Annotated in this window: 17 protein-coding genes; 10 read left to right on the top strand and 7 right to left on the bottom strand. The window is 67.2% G+C overall.

Features of this window, described 5'->3' with window-relative positions:
• Positions 1-133 precede the first annotated feature (133 nt).
• The 4 genes from CKY51_RS05040 to CKY51_RS05025 all read left to right on the top strand — a co-directional run bounded on the left by CKY51_RS05040 (position 134) and on the right by CKY51_RS05025 (position 6,461).
• The gene (locus CKY51_RS05040; protein ID WP_152248960.1) at positions 134-2,005 is read left to right on the top strand and encodes a DEAD/DEAH box helicase; all 1,872 of its coding nucleotides are present in this window, start codon (positions 134-136) and stop codon (positions 2,003-2,005) included.
• Positions 2,006-2,137: 132 nt separating this feature from the next.
• Positions 2,138-4,546, top strand: a complete 2,409-nt coding sequence (locus CKY51_RS05035) for a putative bifunctional diguanylate cyclase/phosphodiesterase (protein WP_152248959.1) — start codon at positions 2,138-2,140, stop codon at positions 4,544-4,546.
• Between the two features lie 33 nt (positions 4,547-4,579).
• Complete coding sequence (locus tag CKY51_RS05030) at positions 4,580-5,302, top strand: pseudouridine synthase (RefSeq protein WP_022974003.1); 723 nt, start codon at positions 4,580-4,582, stop codon at positions 5,300-5,302.
• Positions 5,303-5,390: 88 nt separating this feature from the next.
• Positions 5,391-6,461 carry a GGDEF domain-containing protein gene (locus tag CKY51_RS05025; RefSeq protein ID WP_022974002.1) on the top strand — a complete coding sequence of 357 codons (1,071 nt, stop codon included), beginning with the start codon at positions 5,391-5,393 and terminating at the stop codon, positions 6,459-6,461.
• Between the two features lie 97 nt (positions 6,462-6,558).
• Here the strand turns inward: CKY51_RS05025 and CKY51_RS05020 are convergent, their stop codons facing one another.
• The 4 genes from CKY51_RS05020 to CKY51_RS05005 all read right to left on the bottom strand — a co-directional run bounded on the left by CKY51_RS05020 (position 6,559) and on the right by CKY51_RS05005 (position 9,344).
• Positions 6,559-7,506, bottom strand: a complete 948-nt coding sequence (locus tag CKY51_RS05020; RefSeq protein WP_022974001.1) for a DMT family transporter — start codon at positions 7,504-7,506, stop codon at positions 6,559-6,561.
• A gap of 127 nt (positions 7,507-7,633) precedes the next feature.
• The gene (locus CKY51_RS05015; RefSeq protein WP_022974000.1) at positions 7,634-8,062 is read right to left on the bottom strand and encodes a DUF6691 family protein; all 429 of its coding nucleotides are present in this window, start codon (positions 8,060-8,062) and stop codon (positions 7,634-7,636) included.
• A complete protein-coding gene (locus CKY51_RS05010; RefSeq protein WP_022973999.1) occupies positions 8,059-8,481 on the bottom strand; it encodes a YeeE/YedE family protein in 423 nt (140 codons plus the stop codon). The genes CKY51_RS05015 and CKY51_RS05010 overlap by 4 nt, the downstream gene beginning before the upstream one ends.
• Entirely contained in the window at positions 8,478-9,344 is an 867-nt protein-coding gene (locus CKY51_RS05005; RefSeq protein ID WP_022973998.1) for an MBL fold metallo-hydrolase, read from the bottom strand. Before CKY51_RS05005 ends, CKY51_RS05010 begins: the two co-directional genes overlap by 4 nt.
• An 87-nt stretch (positions 9,345-9,431) precedes the next feature.
• Here CKY51_RS05005 and CKY51_RS05000 point away from each other — a divergent pair, with 87 nt between their 5' ends.
• Genes CKY51_RS05000 through CKY51_RS04990 form a run of 3 tightly spaced genes read left to right on the top strand, consistent with a single transcriptional unit; the run spans position 9,432 to position 11,023 of the window.
• On the top strand, positions 9,432-9,776 hold the full coding sequence (locus CKY51_RS05000; protein ID WP_022973997.1) for an ArsR/SmtB family transcription factor: 345 nt from the start codon (positions 9,432-9,434) through the stop codon (positions 9,774-9,776).
• The gene (locus CKY51_RS04995; protein ID WP_022973996.1) at positions 9,773-10,558 is read left to right on the top strand and encodes a sulfite exporter TauE/SafE family protein; all 786 of its coding nucleotides are present in this window, start codon (positions 9,773-9,775) and stop codon (positions 10,556-10,558) included. Before CKY51_RS05000 ends, CKY51_RS04995 begins: the two co-directional genes overlap by 4 nt.
• Before the next feature lie 33 nt (positions 10,559-10,591).
• Complete coding sequence (locus tag CKY51_RS04990) at positions 10,592-11,023, top strand: protein tyrosine phosphatase family protein (RefSeq protein ID WP_022973995.1); 432 nt, start codon at positions 10,592-10,594, stop codon at positions 11,021-11,023.
• 110 nt (positions 11,024-11,133) lie between these two features.
• Here the strand turns inward: CKY51_RS04990 and CKY51_RS04985 are convergent, their stop codons facing one another.
• Positions 11,134-11,967 carry a DUF72 domain-containing protein gene (locus CKY51_RS04985; RefSeq protein WP_022973994.1) on the bottom strand — a complete coding sequence of 278 codons (834 nt, stop codon included), beginning with the start codon at positions 11,965-11,967 and terminating at the stop codon, positions 11,134-11,136.
• A 228-nt stretch (positions 11,968-12,195) separates the two neighbouring features.
• Here CKY51_RS04985 and rraA point away from each other — a divergent pair, with 228 nt between their 5' ends.
• The 3 genes from rraA (at position 12,196) to CKY51_RS04970 (ending at position 15,757) form a co-directional block, all read left to right on the top strand.
• Positions 12,196-12,699, top strand: coding sequence for a ribonuclease E activity regulator RraA (gene rraA / locus CKY51_RS04980; RefSeq protein ID WP_022973993.1), 504 nt, complete (start codon positions 12,196-12,198; stop codon positions 12,697-12,699).
• Between the two features lie 24 nt (positions 12,700-12,723).
• Positions 12,724-14,316: a serine hydrolase gene (locus tag CKY51_RS04975; RefSeq protein WP_052172302.1), complete on the top strand. Its 1,593-nt coding sequence runs from the start codon at positions 12,724-12,726 to the stop codon at positions 14,314-14,316.
• Positions 14,317-14,491: 175 nt separating this feature from the next.
• Positions 14,492-15,757 carry a cation:proton antiporter gene (locus CKY51_RS04970; RefSeq protein WP_022973991.1) on the top strand — a complete coding sequence of 422 codons (1,266 nt, stop codon included), beginning with the start codon at positions 14,492-14,494 and terminating at the stop codon, positions 15,755-15,757.
• A 16-nt stretch (positions 15,758-15,773) separates the two neighbouring features.
• Here the strand turns inward: CKY51_RS04970 and CKY51_RS04965 are convergent, their stop codons facing one another.
• The gene (locus tag CKY51_RS04965; protein ID WP_022973990.1) at positions 15,774-16,958 is read right to left on the bottom strand and encodes a sensor histidine kinase; all 1,185 of its coding nucleotides are present in this window, start codon (positions 16,956-16,958) and stop codon (positions 15,774-15,776) included.
• Positions 16,955-17,644: a response regulator gene (locus CKY51_RS04960; protein WP_022973989.1), complete on the bottom strand. Its 690-nt coding sequence runs from the start codon at positions 17,642-17,644 to the stop codon at positions 16,955-16,957. Before CKY51_RS04960 ends, CKY51_RS04965 begins: the two co-directional genes overlap by 4 nt.
• Between the last annotated feature and the right edge of the window lie 55 nt (positions 17,645-17,699).

Here is a 17,699-nt window from a genome sequence, read left to right as displayed (position 1 = left end):
GGTGATTCGGCGGAGAGGGCCGATCATTACAGCTGAACGGAATGCGAAGAAATTTTCGACAGCGGGGGGTGTCCGGGCGCACAATAAGCTGCTTTGCGCCTGCCGGCTCCGTGCGGCGCCTCCGGAGTTACCCATGACCCAAGAATCTTCCGCGCCGCTGCTGTTTGCAGATCTCGGCCTCTCGGACGCTGTGATGAAGGCCGTTGCCAATGTTGGCTACGAGTCGCCGTCGCCGATCCAGGCGGCCACCATTCCGGCCCTGCTGGCGGGCCGTGACGTCCTCGGCCAGGCGCAGACCGGCACCGGCAAGACCGCGGCGTTCGCGCTGCCGGTGTTGTCCAACGCCGATCTGCAGCAGGTCAAGCCGCAGGCGCTGGTGTTGGCGCCGACCCGCGAGCTGGCCATCCAGGTCGCCGAGGCGTTCCAGAAGTATGCCGAGGCCATTCCGGGTTTCCGCGTGCTGCCGGTCTATGGTGGCCAGCCCTATGTGCAGCAGCTCAGCGCGCTCAAGCGCGGCGTGCATGTGGTGGTGGGCACCCCTGGGCGGGTGATCGACCATCTGGATCGCGGCACCCTGGACTTGTCGCAGCTGAAGACGCTGGTACTGGACGAAGCCGATGAAATGCTGCGCATGGGCTTCATCGACGACGTCGAGGCGGTGCTGAAGAAGCTGCCCGAACAGCGCCAGGTGGCACTGTTCTCGGCGACCATGCCGCCGGCCATCCGCCGCATCGCCCAGACCTACCTGAAGGATCCGGCCGAAGTCACCATTGCGGCCAAGACCACCACCTCGGCCAACATCCGCCAGCGCTACTGGTGGGTGAGCGGGCTGCACAAGCTCGATGCGCTGACCCGCATCCTGGAAGTGGAGCCGTTCGACGGCATGATCATCTTCGCCCGCACCAAGGCGGGGACCGAGGAGCTGGCGCAGAAACTGCAGGCGCGCGGCCTGGCCGCGGCGGCGATCAATGGCGACATGGCGCAGGCCCAGCGCGAGAAGACCATCGCTCAGCTCAAGGACGGCAAGCTGGACATCCTGGTCGCCACCGACGTGGCCGCACGCGGCCTGGACGTGGAGCGCATCAGCCATGTGCTGAATTACGACATCCCGTACGACACCGAAAGCTATGTGCACCGGATCGGCCGCACCGGCCGTGCCGGCCGCAGCGGTGAGGCGATCCTGTTCGTCACCCCGCGCGAGAAGGGCATGTTGCGGGCGATCGAGCGGGCTACCCGCCAGCCGATCGAAGAAATGCAGCTGCCGAGCGTGGATGCGGTCAACGACACCCGCGTGGCGCGCTTCATGGGCCGCATCAGCGAGACCCTGGCCGCGGGCGAGATCGAGTTCTATCGTGAGCTGCTGCAACGCTTCGAGGCCGACAACAATGTGCCGGCGATCGACATCGCCGCGGCACTGGCCAAGCTGCTGCAGGGCGATGCGCCGTTGCTGCTGACCCCGCCGGCGCGTGCGCAGCGCGAAGAGCGCGCGCCGCGCGAGTTCGCCGAGCGCAGCGAACGCCCGCGCGCCGAACGTGGCGCCCGCCCGCCACGTGCCGAGCGCGCGGCCAGCGACGCCGGCAGCGGCGAGCGCGAACGTCCGCGCCGCGAGGCGCCGGCGCCGCGCGGCGAGCCGGAGTTCGGCATGGAAACCTACCGGATCGAAGTTGGCCACGTCCACGGGGTCAAGCCCGCCAATATCGTCGGCGCGATCGCCAATGAGGCCGGGCTGGAGAGCCGTTATATCGGCCGGATCGATATCCACGACGACTATTCGGTGCTGGACCTGCCGGCCGACATGCCGCGCGAGCTGCTGCAGCACCTCAAGAAGGTCTGGGTGTCCGGTCAGCAATTGCAGATGCGCAAGGTCGAGGAGGGCGACGCCGGCGCGGCGCCGTTCAAGCCGCGCTTCGCCCGCGGCGCCAAGCCGGCCGGCCGTCCCAACCGACCGACCGACCGCCCTGGCGCGCCGCACCGCAAGGGTCCGCGTCCGCCGCGCGGCGAATAAATCGCCGCCGCCTAGCCGTGTCCCGCCAGCGCGTCATGGCGGTGGCATACAGAGTCCGCCGCAACGGCCGCTACTGGCTTCAGGCGCCTAGGGGCGCTCGACACCACTGGATGGCCGCGGGCGGGATGAGCGATGGCACAGGCAAGGCGAAGCATGGCGACTGGTCGCTCCCCGTCCTGGGGACGCGGCTGGATGACGCTGCCGTTGGCGATGCTGATCGGCCTGGCAGTGGCCATGACCGCGGTGTCGGCACTGGTGATCGAGGCCCAATCCGGTGCCACCGGCTGGATCATCGCCGAGAGCCATTGGACCAAGGCCCAGCGGGAGGCGGTGTACTGGCTGGAGCGTTACCTGGATAGCGCCGATCCGGCGCATCTGCAGGCGGCCTGTCATGCCCTGGATGTCCCGCTGGGCGACCGTTCGGCGCGGCTGGCGGTGGAGCGTGTGCCGATCGATCGCGCCGCGGTGGTGGGCGGCCTGTTGGCGGGCGGCAATGCGCGCGAGGACATCGCCGCGATGGTGCGCCTGTACCGGTTCGGCCGCCGGCTGCCCTACCTGGAGCCGGCGATCGGCCTGTGGAAGCGCACCGATGCCGATGTGCTGGCGCTGAGCGCGCTGGCCGACCGTGCTGCCTCGGCCCAGGCCGCCGCACGCCCGGATGCCCGGACCTTGCAGGCATTGCGCGGGCAATTGGCAGAGGTCGATGCGCGCCTGCAGGACGATGCGGCGCAATTCCTGGTGCTGCTGGGCCGCTGCGCGCGCCTGCTGCACCACGTGATGGTCGCCTGCAGCGTGCTGACCCTCTTGCTGGTGCTGGCGACCTGCGCGGTGGCGATCCGGCGGACCCGCGACTACCTGATGGCGCACGAAGGGCGCTTCCGTACCGCCTTTCAGCAAGCCGCGCTCGGCATGGTGAAGTTCGATCTGGGCGGGCGCGTGCTGGACGTCAACCTGTCGCTGGCCAATCTGCTGCGTTACCGTCCTGACGAGCTGCATACCTGCACGCTGACCGGGCTGCTGCATCCGGACGAGGTGGTGCTGGACAGTCGCGGCATGATCGACTGGCCGCGTGTGCTGCAGGCCGAGGAATTGCGCCTGCTGCGCGCCGACGGCAGCGTGTTGTGGGCGCGCTGGAATGCCTCCTTGGTGGAGCCGGCGCCGCGCGAGCCCAGCCTGGTGCTGGCGGTGATCGAGGATGTCTCGCACGCCCACGCCCTGGCCGACGAAGTTGCCTACCATGCGCGCCACGACGCCCTCACCGGTCTGATCAATCGGCGCGAAATCGAGCGCCGGCTGGCGGCGCTGATCGAACCGCCGCAGTCGCCGCAGCTGTGCCATGTGCTGTGCTTCGTCGATCTGGACCACTTCAAGCTGGTCAACGACACCTTCGGGCATGCCGATGGCGACCGCTTCCTCTGTCATTTCGCCGACGTCATCACCATGCAGTTGCGCCCGGGCGATTGGCTGGGGCGGCTGGGCGGCGACGAATTCGCCATCCTGTTGCGTGACGCCGACCTGGCGCAGGCGCATGGTCTGCTCAAGCGCATGCACGACGTGCTCGGTCAGCCGTGGAACCATCAGGGCGGGCGACCGCTGACGCCTAGCTGCAGTTTCGGCGCGGTGGAAATCCGTCAGGGCGCCAGCGACGTCAATCTGTTGATGACCGCTGCCGATCTGGCCTGCCATGCGGCCAAGGAAGAGGGGCGCAATCGCATCCGCTGCATGGATGAGAGCGATCTGGCACTGGCGCGGCGACGCCACGATGGCGGCTGGATCAGCGCCGTGCAGCAGGCCATCGCCGAAGATCGGTTGCCGTTGTATGCGCAGAAGATCCAGGTGCTCAGCGACCCGACCCGCTTGCAATATGAAGTGTTGGTGCGCATGCGTGCGCACGATGGGCGCGTGTTGAGTCCGGGCGAGTTTCTGCCCGCGGTCGAGCGCTACGGTCTTGGCAGGATGGTCGATTCGCATGTGCTGCAGACGCTGTGCGCGCAGTTGGCTGCCACGCCTGCGCATCTGGCCACGCTGGACATGTGTCACGTCAATCTGTCGGCGCAATCGATTACCCAGCCGGATTTCCTGGACTTCGTCTTCCAGCTGTTCGAGCGCTATCCGATGCTGGTGCCGAAACTCTGCCTGGAAATCACCGAGACCGCGGTGATCGGCGATCTGGAGCATGCGCAGCGCTTCGTGCAGAGCGTGCGTGCACGCGGATGCCATGTGGCCTTGGACGACTTCGGTAGCGGCTTGGCCTCGTTCGGTTACCTCAAGCAATTCACCGTGGATGTGCTGAAGATCGATTGCGGCTTCGTCCGCAACTACGCCCACGACGCCGTCGACCGCGCGACTGTGCATTCGATCGCGCAGGTGGGTCTGGCGCTGGGTATCGAGGTGGTGGCCGAAGGCGTCGAGTCGGAGGCGGATATCCCCAGCCTGCGCGAGGCCGGGGTCGGGCAGGTGCAGGGCTACGGCCTGCATCGTCCTTGTCCCTTGGGCGAGTTGTTGCAGCCGGCCGCGCCGCCGGCGCTCGTGCATGGATGAGCGCAGCGGCGCGCAATCGCCGATAATGGCGCGATGACCACCCGACTGAACAAACACATTGCCGAGACCGGCTTCTGCTCGCGACGCGAGGCCGACCGCCTGATCGGCGAGCGCCGCGTCACCGTCAATGGCGTCCCGGCGGGCACTGGCGCGGTGGTGGGCGAGGGCGATGTCGTGCTGGTGGACGGCCAGCCGCTGCGCACGCGGGTGGCCAGCCGGCCTGGCGCGCGGCGGCATGTGTACATCGCCTTGAACAAGCCAGTGGGCGTGACCTGCACCACCGAAAGTTCGGTCAAGGGCAACATCGTCGATTTCGTCGGCCATGAGCAGCGCATCTTTCCGGTCGGCCGGCTGGACAAGGATTCGGAAGGCCTGATCCTGATGACCAGCAATGGCGACATCGTCAACGCCATCCTGCGCGCGGAGAATCGTCACCAGAAGGAGTATCTGGTGGCGGTCAACAAGCCGGTGACCGAGGAATTCCTGCGTGGCATGGCGCGTGGGGTGCGCATCCACGATCAGACGACCTTGCCGTGCCGTACCGCGCGCATCGCCAAGTTCGGCTTCCGCATCGTGCTCGAGCAGGGTTTGAATCGGCAGATTCGCCTGATGGCCGCCGCGTTCGGCTATCGGGTCACCCAGCTGCGACGCGTGCGCATCGACGACATCAAGCTGGGGGCGCTCAAGCCGGGGCAATGGCGCAACCTCACCGATCCAGAGCTGCGCGCGCTGCTCCCCGAGCGGACCGACTGGTAGGAGGTCGCGGGCGGGTACTCGCGGCAATGGTCGCTCGAGCCCGCCTGCGGCATACTTCGCGCGATAACCTTCTGTATGGGTCACACCGGTGATCAAACCGCCATTGCCGGCGAACGAGGCCGAACGGCTGCTCGCGTTGCGTCACTACGCGGTGCTGGATTCGCCTGCGGAACCGGCCTTCGACGACCTCACCATGGTCGCCTCCACCCTGTGCGAGACGCAGATGGCCGCGGTGGTGCTGGTGGACGAGCACCGCCAGTGGTTCAAGGCAGCCCATGGCGCTCCGCGCAGCGAGGCGCCACGCGACATCTCGTTCTGCGCGCATGCCATCCTGCAACCGGACCAGGTGCTGATGGTCGCCGACACCTGGCTGGATGCGCGCTTCCATGACAATCCCATGGCCACGGGCAGTCCTGCGGTGCGCTTCTACGCGGGTGCGCCGCTGGTGACCAGCGATGGCATGGCGCTGGGATCGCTGTGCGTGTTCGACACCTCGCCGGCGCAGCTGCGCGAGGACCAGCGGCAGGCCCTGCAGGCCTTGTCGCGGCAGGCTGCGCAACTGCTGGAATTGCGCGCGGCGGGCATCCGCTTGCGGCAACACCTGCGCGAGCGAGATTGGTACGAGCAACAGCTGGCGCAGTACTACGCGACCATGGAGGCCACCCATGCCGAACTGGTCGAGCAGACCCGTACCGATCCGTTGACCGGGCTGCCCAACCGGCGCGCGTTTGCCGCCGCGCTGTCCACTGCGATCGAGCAGACCCGCGCTGCCGACCAGCCGTTGTCGGTGGCGCTGTTGGACATCGACCACTTCAAGACCGTCAACGACGTGCATGGGCACGACCAGGGCGATGCGGTGCTGCGTGAGTTGGCGAGCTTGCTGCGTACGCATGTCGCCGGCGCCGGCAGCATTGCCCGCTACGGCGGTGAGGAGTTCGTGCTGCTGCTGCCGCATCTGGATCTGCGGCAGGCGCAGTTGCAATGCGAGTATCTGCGCCAGAGCGTGGCGGCAATGGGGCTGGCGTTGCCGGTGACGGTGAGCATCGGGGTGGCGGTGTTGCATCCGGACGAGAGCGTCGAGTCGGTCATCAAGCGCGCCGACCAGGCGCTGTACGCGGCCAAGCGCAATGGTCGCGATCAGGTGGTGTCAGCGGCATAGGACGCCTCGTGCGCCTGGTACATGCTCTGGTCTCGAGGCGCCATCCGTCGCCGCCCGCTTGTCGAGAAGGACGCATCCGCGCAGGCCATGGGGTGCGTCAGTCGACGATGGTCTTGGCCTCGGCGGTGCCCAACAGTTCCGGATGCGCCACGCGGTGGCGGCGCTCGAGCATCGGATGCAGGAACACCGCGCCGAGAATGATTGCCACGCCCAGGTAGAACATGCCGGTGAGTTCGCGTTGTTCGCCCAGCAATACGATGGCGAGCACGATGGCGTAGACCGGCTCCAGGTTGGTGACCAGTTGCACGGCATAGGCGCTCAGATGGCGCAGGGCCACCAGCGCCAGCGCAAACGGCAACAAGGTGCAGGCCAGTGCCAGCACCAGCAGCAACAGCCCATCGTGCAGGCCGGGAATCACCAGCAGGCTGCCGTGCAGGGCGGGCAGCAGCAGCGGCAATGCCGGCGCCAGCAAGGTCAGGGTGAGGGTGCCGGCACCGAGTTCCAGTGCGGTGACGGTGAGCGGATCGGCGTGCACCACCATGCGCTTGTTGAGCGAGCCGAACCCCGCCACCAGCAGCGCCGACACCGCGCCAACCACCACCCCGGCACGCATGCCATCGGGAACGCCGCCAACCACCAGCGCGACGCCTGGCAGGACCGCCAGGCCGAACAGCAGCTCGCGCGGCCGGAACGGCCGGCCGGTGACCCAGGGCTCGATCACCGCGGTGAACACCGGCGCCAGCGCAATGCAGGTGGCCGCGACCGAGGCGTTGGCCAGCTTGATCGCACCATAGAAGGTGAGCCAATGCAGCGCCACCAACGCGCCGATGCCGCAATAGGCCATGACGACCTGCCAGGAAAGTTGGCGCAGTCCGCGCCACACGCGTGGCAGCACGGCCAGCGCCGCCACCACGATCAACATGCGCCACCACACCAGCGGCAGCGCAGGCAGGGTGATCAGCTTGCCGAGGATGGCGGTGATACCCCACAGCAGCACGCAGAAGTGGATTTGCAGTTGCGCCTTGCGCAGGTCGTTCGTGGGCATGGCCTATTGTCGCGCACTCCTCGCTGCTGCGCGACGCTCGCGCGTCCCATTTCGTCGGTCCTCACGACTGCAGCGAAACGCCACGCCAATCGAGGAGCGCGTTACCGGCGTCTGCCACGTGACGCGATCAGCCGCGACGCCAGTTCCGCTCGAGCACGCGATGCAGCAGGGTGCCCGCCAGCATGGCCGGCACGAACCACGCCGCCTCCAGCGAGCCGACACCCAGGCCGGCCAGCGCAGGTCCGGGGCAATAGCCGGCGTATCCCCATCCGATACCGAACAGGACGGCGCCACCCAGCAAGCGCCGATCGATCGGCGCCGGCGCCGGCAGGCAGAAGCTGGACGCAGCCAATGGGCGCGAACGGCGCAGCACCAGCGGAAATAGCGCCAGCGTGGTGGTGACCGCGCCCGCCAGGGTGAACAGCAGGCCAGGATCGAAGGCGCCGGCTACGTCCAGAAATGCGAGTACCCGTCGCGGATCCACCATGCCCGACAGCGCCAGGCCCAACCCGAACAGCGCTCCAGCGATCAGGCCACCGAGGAGTTGCTTCTTCATGCGATGTTCCAGACGTGGCGGACGAGGAAGCTGGTGATCATGGCGGTGACCAGAAAGGTGACGACCGCCGCCAGCGAGCGCGGCGAGCGGCGTCCAAGCCCACACACGCCGTGACCACTGGTGCAGCCATTGCCCATGCGCGTCCCGATGCCGACCAGAAGGCCGGACAGCACCAACGCCGCCGGCGGGAAACCTTGGCGAGGGAGTGGCGCATCGGCGATCAGCGTCATGGCGACGCCAGCGACCGAGATCATTCCAAGCAGGAACGCCAGGCGCCATGCCAGATCATGCCGTTGCGCAGTCATTGCGCCATTGACGATGCCGCTGACACCGGCCACGCGCCCATTGTTCAGTAGCAGCAGCGTTGCCGAGAGGCCGATCAGCACGCCGCCGCTGGTCGAGGCCAGCCAGGCATTCATGGCGCCCCCGTCGTGTCGATGCGTCCGCCGATGGCGGGGATGTCGCTTTCGCTTGGCGGCCAGCGGCCGGCCTGCAGATTCATGCGTAGCGCTGGACCGATCAGTGCGGGCAAGGCCAGTTTCGCGTCGCGCCGCTTGCGCAGCTCGACGAAGCTTGCCTCGTCCTGTGCCGCGAGCAAATGGATGTTTTCATTGGCCTGGGCCAGCGGTGTGCTCTCGAACGATGCAGACAGACCTGTCGGCGGATAGTCGTGGCAGAGGAACAGGCGGGTCTGCGCGGGAAGCGCGAGCAGCCGGCGAATCGATCGGTAAAGTGCGTGCGCATCGCCGCCGGGGAAATCGCTGCGTGCCGTGCCGGACGCGGGAGAGAAGACCGTGTCGCCAACGAATGCGGCATCGCCGATCAGATAGGTCAGGCTGTCTTCGGTGTGACCGGGTGTGGCGATCACCTGGGCGTCCAGCGTGCCGATGGCAAAGCGGTCGCCGTCGACGAACAGGCGATCGAACGGATGGTCGTCGTCTGCGGCCTGTGGCAGCCATCCATCGGGAGGGCCGAAGCGCGCGCGGACTGCCAGGATGCCGCGTCCGATTGCGACCTTCGCACCCGTGCGCTGCTTGAGATAGCCCGCGGCAGTGAGGTGATCGGCGTGCGCATGCGTTTCCAGGATCCATTGCACGGTCAACCGATGCTCGTGCACGAACGCCAGCAGACGATCGGCGGAATCGGTCGACAGGCCTCCACTGGCCCGATCGTAGTCCAATACCGGGTCGATCACCGCGGCATGGCCGCCGACATGGCCGTAGACCACGTGGCTGAACGTGGAGGTCGCTGGGTCGTGAAAGCTGGCGACATTGGGATTCATGGCTTGATCTTTTACTTAGGTTATTCTAAATTAGGACCATCTAAACAAAAGGTCAAGTCTCATGCAATCTTCTGCGCGGGCAATCGCATGACCGGTTCAAGGAAGCGGGCCGGCAAGCCGGCCTCCCCGGAGGCCATGGCGCGGCATGCGGCCGACGCCGCCGCATTGCTGAAGGCGCTGGCGCATCCGGCCCGGTTGCTGGTGTTGTGCCAACTGGTCGAGAGCGAACGCACGGTCGGCGAACTGCAGCCGATCACCGGGCTCAGTCCTTCGGCGCTGTCGCAACACCTGGCGGTGCTGCGGGACATGGATTTGGTGCATACGCGTCGTCAAGCGCAGACGATTCACTACTCGCTGGCGGCCGGGCCGGCTGCCAAGGTGCTCGAAACCTTGTACGCCATCTACTGCGGTGATTCGGGAGTGTCGCAATGAGCGGTTTGCAATTGGCGCTGGGCGCCCTGGCTGGAAGTCTGGTCGGATTGACGCTCGGTTTGCTGGGCGGTGGTGGCTCGATTCTGGCCATCCCGTTGTTGGTCTACCTCGTCGGGGTGCACGATCCGCATGTGGCGATCGGTACCAGCGCGTTTGCGGTCGCGGTCAATGCGCTGATCGGCCTGCGCGCGCATGCGCGCGCAGGCAATGTCAAATGGCCGTGTGCCATGGCGTTTGCCGGGGCCGGTGTGGTGGCGGCCTGGGTCGGCGCTTTGCTGGGCAAGGCCATGGACGGTCAGCGGCTGCTGATGTTGTTCGCGCTGCTGATGATGGTCGTGGCCGCACTGATGTTCCGCGCCCGCAACCATGCCGGCGATCCTGCGGTGATGCTCAGCCGTCCGCTCGCGCCGAAGGTGATGGGGGCTGGCGCGGCCGCCGGTCTGTTATCGGGATTCTTCGGCATCGGCGGCGGCTTCCTGGTCGTGCCTGGCTTGATCGCCTCCACCGGAATGCCCACGTTGTATGCGGTCGGCTCCTCGTTGGTGGTGGTCGCCGCCTTTGGCCTGACCACCGCGCTGAGCTACACCAGTTCGGGAATGGTCGCCTGGACGCTGGCTGCAGTGTTCATCGGCGGCGGTGCGTTCGGCAGCCGATTGGGAACCGGTCTGGCCCAGGGCCTGGCCCTTCGCCAGGGGCGCTTGAACCTGGTGCTGGCGGCGGTGATCTTCGCCACCGCCGTCTACATGCTGTACCGCACCCTGCTGCACGTCGGCGGCGCGTGATGCCGCATCCACTTCACTGACGCGAGACGTGCCATGACCGAATGGCTTCGATTTTCCGAGGGTTGCTATGCCGCTGGGCAACCGACGACGACACAACTGGCAGCGTTGGCAGCTGCGGGCGTAAGAACGGTGATCAATCTGCGCACGCCGCGCGAGCAAGACGATGCCGATGAAGTCGCAGTCTTGCAGCGGCTTGGCGTGGCCTACCTGCGCCTGCCGATTGCCAGTGCCGCCGATCTGGAGCGCGAACGCGTGCGCCAGTTCGGCCAGGCCTTGGATCGCGCACGTCGCGATGGCGATGTGCTGGTCCATTGCGCCAGCGCCAATCGGGTCGGCGCCCTGGTGGCGTTGGACCAGGCCTTCAATCGTGGCCAAACGCCCAGCGAGGCGCTGGCGGTCGGTCGTAGCGCCGGTCTGGCAGCGCTTGAACCGGCAGTGATCGCATTGCTTGGGTTGCCTGCGTAACAGCGTCGATGCGCGGTGGCAGCGTCACGACTCACAGCCGCAGCGATCGCGATGCGGTGGCGAGTTGGATCATCGCGGACGCGCACGGCATGCCGTCCTGCGATCGCGCATCAGCGTGCCTGCAGGACTTGCAACAACGCCATCGCCGCAGCTGGATTGCGTTCCTTTGCGGCGCTGATGAAGAACACGAAGACCTCGCGTGGCGCGTGCGGTGCGGCCGCCTCTGGCGCTGCATGCGGCAGGTCTGTCGGATCCTCGCCACGTCGCCAGGCATGGATGCGCCCGGCCCAGTCGGTCAACGCGGGGGCTGAGTAGCCGGCATGCAGGCGTGCCTGGCTGCGCATCAGCCGCGCATAGACGAACTCGGCGGACAGATCGGCGAAGGATGGATGGGTGTCCGAATCGGTGTAGACCGTGGCCACGCCATGTCGGCGTACCAGCGCCACCAGTGCCGCATCCACCACGGCCGGGTCGCGGATCTCCAGTACGTGCCGCGACGGGCGCCCGCCCACTTGCCTGGGGAGCAGACTGAGGAAGGCATCCAGCTCGTCCAATTGCAGGTGGTGGCCTTGTTCGAACTGCCACACCAGCGGTCCCAGCCGCTCGCCCAGTTCGGCGATGCCGCCGATGAAGTCCTCGACCTGATGGCCGGTGGCTGCCAGCTGCCGCGACTGGGTGATCCGTCGTGGCGCTTTGGCCGAGAACACGAACCCGGGCGGAACCTCGTCGCGCCATTTGGCATAGGTCGCCGGTTTCTGCGCGCCGTAGTACGTGCCGTTGATCTCGATAGCGGTGAGCTGGCGGCTGGCGTATTCCAACTCGCGCCGTTGAACCAGCCCCTCCGGGTAGAACATGCCGCCGCGCCAGGGCGCATAGACCCAGCCGCCAATGCCGACGTGGATGCCTTGCAGGGGTGCGGCAGCGGAATCGAACAACGTGCGCATTGCGGCCTCTTGGTGGGAATGGGCGTGGCGGGCAGACGCCGCAGGGAGCGCCGTCGCTAGCGCAGCATAGCCAGGCGGTGGCCGGAGTGAGTGCCGCGTGCAAACGGCGTCGTGGCGCTGCCCGGCGCCGTTGGGCAGCAGTGCAGCGGCGTGGCATCGGCAGGCATGCGCTGGGGCGGGTGATCGGGCTACGATCGCCCATCGGTCACTCTCACCGGAGTCGTTGTCATGTCCTGGACCACCCCCGATCTGTGCGATCTCCATCCTGAGGTCGCAATCGTCGAGCCGCTGTTCCGCCAGTTCGGCGGGTCCAGGGTATTTTGTGGGCCGATCGCCACGGTGCGCTGCGTGGAGGACAACTCGCGGGTGCGCGAGTTGCTGGCCACGCCAGGTGCAGGCAGGGTGTTGGTGGTCGACGGCCAGGGCTCGTTGCGGCATGCCTTGTTGGGCGATCAACTGGCCGCACAGGCGGTGGCCAATGGCTGGTCCGGGGTGCTGATCCACGGCTGCATTCGCGATGTGGAACTGCTGGCCGGCTTGCCGCTGGGCGTGCTGGCGCTGGCGGCCTGTCCGCGCCGCACCGACCGGCGCGATCTCGGCGAGATGGAGGTGCCGGTCAATTTCGCCGGCGTCGCCTTCGTGCCTGGGCATTGGCTGTATGCGGACGACAACGGCGTGCTGGTCAGCCCGCAGCCGCTGCCGTCGACAGACGGTACCGGCATACCACGTTGATTGCAGGAGTCCAGCGGAATGAAGATGACGATGTGGGTGGGGAGCGGACTGATGGCACTGGCGATGACGATGGGCAGCGGTGCGACGACGGCGGCCGAGCTGCCGGCGGGCATGCAGCAGTTCGATGCGCAGGTCGAGCGTGTGCGGAAGCAGTTCGACGTGCCCGGGATCGCGGTGGCGATCGTCAAGGACGGGCAGGTGGTGCTGGAGCGCGGCTATGGCGTGCGCGAAATCGGCAAGCCGGCGCCAGTGCAGGCCGACACGCTGTTTGCGATTGCCTCCAATACCAAGGCCTTCACCGCGGCCTCGCTGTCGATCCTGGCCGACGAGGGCAAGCTCTCGCTCGACGACAAGGTCATCGACCATCTGCCGTGGTTCCGTATGTCCGATCCCTACGTCAGCGGCGAGATGCGCGTGCGCGACCTGCTGGCCCACCGCAGCGGTCTGAGCCTGGGCGCTGGCGATCTGCTGTTCTGGCCGACCACCAGCTACAGCACCGATGAAGTGGTGCAGCGGCTGGCCAAGGTACCGCTGAAGGGCGGCTTCCGTGACCGCTATGCCTACGACAACATCCTTTACGCGGTGGCGCAGAAGGTGATCGAGCAGGTCTCCGGGCAGTCCTATGCCGATTTCTTGCAGCAACGCATCTTCGCCCCGGTCGGCATGCGCGGGACCCGCTTCAACGCCGACCATCTACAGCCTGGCGACGCGCCGGCGGTGGGGCATGCCAAGTACGATTTCCGCGAGCTGCGCACCGTGGCGCCATTGACCTGGTCCAATAACTCCGGTGCCGGCGGTATCTACTCCAGCGCCCACGACATGGCGCTGTGGATGCAGGTGCAATTGGCTGGCGGGCTGTTGCCTGATGGCAAACCGTTGTTCAGCGCCCAGCGCCAGCGCGAGATGTGGTCGATGATCACGCCGATCGCCATCGCCGACCCTTCGGTGCCCGAGCTGGCGGCAGCCAAGCCCAATTTCGCCGGCTACGGCGAAGGCTGGAGCCTGAGCGACTACCGCGGCCATCGGCTGGTGTGGCACACCGGCGGCTGGCCCGGCATGGTGTCGCGGCTGACCCTGGTGCCCGACCAGAAACTGGGCGTGGTGGTATTGACCAACCAGGAGGTCGGCGCGGCCTTCAATGCGGTGACCCTGCAGGTGCTCGATGCCTTCCTGCAGGTGCCGGCGGTCGACTGGACGGCGGCCTACGCCAAGGCGGTGGCCAAGGCCGATCAGGAGGCCGACACCAGCTGGAGCAAGCATCAGCAGGCGCGCGATGCACGCTCGCGCCCGTCGCTGCCGCTGTCGCGCTATGCCGGCACCTATCGCGATTCGTGGTATGGCGATGTGCGCATCCTGCAGGACGGCAAGCGCCTGCGCATGCAATTCGACAAGACCGCGCAGCTGGTGGGCACGCTGGAGCATTGGCAGCACGACACCTTCATCGTGCGCTGGGACGACCGTTCGCTCAATGCCGATGCCTTCGTCAACGTCGCACTCGATCCGGACGGCAACATCCGCGAGATCCGCATGCAGGCGGTGTCGCCGCTGACCGATTTCAGCTTCGATTTCCAGGACCTGGTGCTTACCCCGGTCGCCGCGAATGCCGCTGCTGGCTGAGCGGCCAGTTGCTAGCGGCACGACCTGGCGCAGCGCAGCGCCGGATCGTGTCGCGCGGCAACTGCGTTGCGCTGATGGGCCCGATGCGCGAGACGGTCTCGACCGGACTCCCGGTATCACCCGATGGCAGGGCCGGCTATGATCCGCGCACTTCTTCAGGGATGGCGCAGCGCTCATGAGCACTCCGCAGATGTCGGTGTATTTCTTTCTGCAGGCGGCGGTGATCCTGCTGGTCTGTCGCGTGGTCGGTCTGTTGGCCAAGCGCCTCGGGCAGCCGCAGGTGGTGGGCGAGATGATCGCTGGCGTGATGCTGGGGCCGTCCTTGTTCGGTCTGCTGCTGCCGGGCGTGCAGGCCGCGCTGTTTCCCAAGCAGACGCTGGATGTGCTGTACGTGTTCGCGCAGTTCGGCGTCGGTCTGTACATGTTCCTGGTCGGCACCGACTTCCGTGGCGACCACTTCCGTGCGCGCTTCGGCAGCGCGATGAGCGTGTCGCTGGCCGGCATCGCAGTGCCGTTCGCCTTGGCCTTCGCGCTGTGCCCGTGGCTGATCCGGATCGACGGCTTGTTTTCGGACAAGGCGCAGCTGCTGGAAGCCTCGCTGTTCCTCGGCGCGGCGATCGCCATCACCGCCTTCCCGATGCTGGCACGCATCATCCACGAGCGTGGCCTGACCAATAGCCCGCTGGGAACGCTGGCGCTGACGGCCGGGGCCTTCGACGATGCCGCGGCATGGTGCATCCTGGCGGTGGTGCTGGCCAGTTTCGGCGGCAGTTGGGGCAGTGCTTACCTGGCCATCGGCGGCGGCGTGGGCTATGCGGTGTTCATGATGTGCGTCGGCCGCCACTGGCTGCGGCGATTGGCCGACCACGTGGTCCCCGACCAGCCGCTGGGCACCGGCATGCTGGCGGTGGTGCTGGCGCTGTTCTGCCTCAGTGCCTGGGCGATGGATGCGATCGGCATCCATGCGGTGTTCGGTGGCTTCCTGCTGGGCGCCTGCCTGCCCAAGGGGCCGCTGACCGAAAAGCTGCGCGCGATGATGCAGCCGTTCGTGGTAGTGCTGCTGTTGCCGATGTTTTTCACCTTCTCCGGGTTGAAGACTCAGCTCAGCGTATTGTTGCAGCCGCAGATCCTGCTGGCGGGCGTGGTGGTGCTGGCGGCCTCGTTCATCGGCAAGGGCGTGGCTTGCTGGGCGGCGGCGCGTGCAACCGGCGAGAACAACCGCGATGCGATGGCGATCGGCGCGCTGATGAATGCCCGCGGCCTGATGGAACTGATCATCATCAATATCGGCCTGCAGGCCGGGGTGATCGAGCAGGGCCTGTTCTCGGTGCTGGTGCTGATGGCGATCCTGTCCACCTTGATGGCCACGCCGCTGTTCAACTGGATCATGCGCCGGCATGCGCATGGGGCGGACGCGGTGCCGACCCTGCAGGGCCGTTGATCGCCGCGGCGGTCGCTCAGCGCGCCGCCGGAATCCGCACGCAGGCCTGCAGGCCGCCGCCGTCGCGATTGACGAAGCGCAGCTCGCCATCGTGGGCCTGGCAAATCGCCGACGCGATCGCCAGCCCCAGGCCGCTGCCACCGGAGTGACGCGCCCGCGAGCTGTCCGCCCGCCAGAAGCGGTCGAGCAGCTGCGACAGCTGTGCCGGTTCCACCCCGGGGCCGCGATCGGCCACCGTGACCAGCACCATCGCGCCGTCGCGCCGCGCAGCAATGTCCAGGGCGCGGCCGGCACTGGCATAGCGCAGCGCGTTGTCGATCAGGATCGACAACACCTGTCCCAGCCGGTCGCGGTCGGCGCGCAGGTCCAACCCCGCCTGCAGCGATATCTGTACCGTCATCTGCGCCTCCTGCAGCCCAGGCCCGGCCCACTCCAGGCGTTCGTCGATCAGCCCGCGCAGGTCGACGCTGTCAGTGTCCAGCACCAATTGGCCGGCGCGTGCGAGCGAAACCAGGTGCAGGTCGCCAACCAAGCGATTGATCTGCTCCAGTTGCCGATGCACCAGCCGCAGTTGGGCCGGCTCGCAGGGAAACACGTCGTCCAGCATGCCCTGCACCCGCCCCATTGCGGCATTGAGCGGGGTGCGCAACTCGTGTGCCAGCATCGCGCTGGACTCGCGCAGTTCGCGCTCATAGCGCTGCAGCTTGCCGCTCATGGCATTGAAGTCTTCGGCCAGCCCGGTCAACTCGTCCGGTGCGCCGGCGACCACCTGCGCCCGTGCACCGAAGTCGCCATCGCTGACCCGGCGCGCCGCGTGCGCTACCTGGGTGAACTGGCGCGAGAGCGGGCGCGAGGCGAGCAGGCCGCAGAGCAGGATGACCGGCACCGCCACTGCCACCATGGCCATCAGCATCCACCAGTCGGGATTGGCCAGCCCCGGCAGGAAGGTATTTAGGTCGGCATAGCGCTGCAGTAATTCCCACAACCGCGCCTCGTTACCGGCCGGGTGTTCGCGCAGGTGCTCGATCTCCACCCGCGCTGCCGGCGGCAAGCGCTCCAGCGCCAGGTGATCGCGCAGGTGGAAGTAACACCACATGCCGAAGGCGATGACCAGCACGGTGCCCACGGCCAAGGCGCTCATGCGCACGCCGACCCATCGCCAGAGCGGCGCCTGTTTCCAGCCCGGGCGCTGCCCGCTCATTGGAACCGGTAACCGACCGCGCGCACGGTCACCAGCACGCCGACGATGCCGTGCGCCTCCAGCTTGCGGCGCAGGTTGTGGATATGCGCATCGACCACGCGCTCGAGCGCATCGCTGTCGGGCAGGCAGGCTTCGAGCAACTCGCTGCGGGTGAAGGCCTTGAACGGCGTGCGCAGCAAGGTGGCCAGCAGGTTGAATTCGGTCGGGGTCAGATCGAGCGCGATCGCCTGGCCGTGGCCATCCTCGACGCTGGCCACGACTGCGCCAAGGTCCACCAGCAAACGGCCGTGGCGCAGTGGCTCCTGGGAGCCGCGGCTGGGCACGCTGCGGCGGAGCACCGCATGCACACGCGCCACCACCTCTTTGGGGCTGTAAGGCTTGACCACGTAGTCGTCGGCGCCATAGCGCAGCGCGCCGAGCTTTTCCGGCTCGTCGCCGATCGCCGTCACCATGATCACTGGGGTATCGCCCGCCCGTCGGATCGCCGACAGCACCTCGATGCCGCTGCGCTTGGGCAGCATCACGTCCAGCAGCACCAGCTCCGGCGCCCATTGCTGGTGCAGCTGGATCGCCCGCTCGCCATCGCCGGCCACCGCCACCTCGAAGCCATCCCGACGCAGGTAGGCCTCCAGGATGCTGGCGCTGTCCGCATCGTCCTCCACCAACAGAACCTTCTTGCCCGTCATGGCGTGTCGCTACCCGTGGTCTTGATCGAATCTTGAAAATTCCCGAAAACGCCCT

Origin of the sequence: Xanthomonas maliensis (genome assembly GCF_009192945.1) — a bacterium.
GTDB classification, from domain to species: Bacteria; Pseudomonadota; Gammaproteobacteria; order Xanthomonadales; family Xanthomonadaceae; genus Xanthomonas; species Xanthomonas maliensis.
The sequence above is the reverse complement of the archived record's forward strand: the minus strand, read 5'-3'. Positions and strand labels throughout refer to the sequence as shown.

What these genes read in the sequence shown, in the direction of transcription:
- CKY51_RS04965 (WP_022973990.1), bottom strand. Translation starts at nt 16,958, where the DNA reads ATGAGCGGGCAGCGCCCGGGCTGGAAACAGGCGCCGCTCTGGCGATGG.
- CKY51_RS05005 (WP_022973998.1), bottom strand. Translation starts at nt 9,344, where the DNA reads ATGAATCCCAATGTCGCCAGCTTTCACGACCCAGCGACCTCCACGTTC.
- CKY51_RS04995 (WP_022973996.1), top strand. Translation starts at nt 9,773, where the DNA reads ATGAGCGGTTTGCAATTGGCGCTGGGCGCCCTGGCTGGAAGTCTGGTC.
- CKY51_RS04970 (WP_022973991.1), top strand. Translation starts at nt 14,492, where the DNA reads ATGAGCACTCCGCAGATGTCGGTGTATTTCTTTCTGCAGGCGGCGGTG.
- CKY51_RS05040 (WP_152248960.1), top strand. Translation starts at nt 134, where the DNA reads ATGACCCAAGAATCTTCCGCGCCGCTGCTGTTTGCAGATCTCGGCCTC.
- CKY51_RS05020 (WP_022974001.1), bottom strand. Translation starts at nt 7,506, where the DNA reads ATGCCCACGAACGACCTGCGCAAGGCGCAACTGCAAATCCACTTCTGC.
- CKY51_RS05035 (WP_152248959.1), top strand. Translation starts at nt 2,138, where the DNA reads ATGGCACAGGCAAGGCGAAGCATGGCGACTGGTCGCTCCCCGTCCTGG.
- CKY51_RS04960 (WP_022973989.1), bottom strand. Translation starts at nt 17,644, where the DNA reads ATGACGGGCAAGAAGGTTCTGTTGGTGGAGGACGATGCGGACAGCGCC.
- CKY51_RS05015 (WP_022974000.1), bottom strand. Translation starts at nt 8,062, where the DNA reads ATGAAGAAGCAACTCCTCGGTGGCCTGATCGCTGGAGCGCTGTTCGGG.
- CKY51_RS05030 (WP_022974003.1), top strand. Translation starts at nt 4,580, where the DNA reads ATGACCACCCGACTGAACAAACACATTGCCGAGACCGGCTTCTGCTCG.
- rraA (WP_022973993.1), top strand. Translation starts at nt 12,196, where the DNA reads ATGTCCTGGACCACCCCCGATCTGTGCGATCTCCATCCTGAGGTCGCA.
- CKY51_RS04990 (WP_022973995.1), top strand. Translation starts at nt 10,592, where the DNA reads ATGACCGAATGGCTTCGATTTTCCGAGGGTTGCTATGCCGCTGGGCAA.
- CKY51_RS04975 (WP_052172302.1), top strand. Translation starts at nt 12,724, where the DNA reads ATGACGATGTGGGTGGGGAGCGGACTGATGGCACTGGCGATGACGATG.
- CKY51_RS04985 (WP_022973994.1), bottom strand. Translation starts at nt 11,967, where the DNA reads ATGCGCACGTTGTTCGATTCCGCTGCCGCACCCCTGCAAGGCATCCAC.
- CKY51_RS05010 (WP_022973999.1), bottom strand. Translation starts at nt 8,481, where the DNA reads ATGAATGCCTGGCTGGCCTCGACCAGCGGCGGCGTGCTGATCGGCCTC.
- CKY51_RS05000 (WP_022973997.1), top strand. Translation starts at nt 9,432, where the DNA reads ATGACCGGTTCAAGGAAGCGGGCCGGCAAGCCGGCCTCCCCGGAGGCC.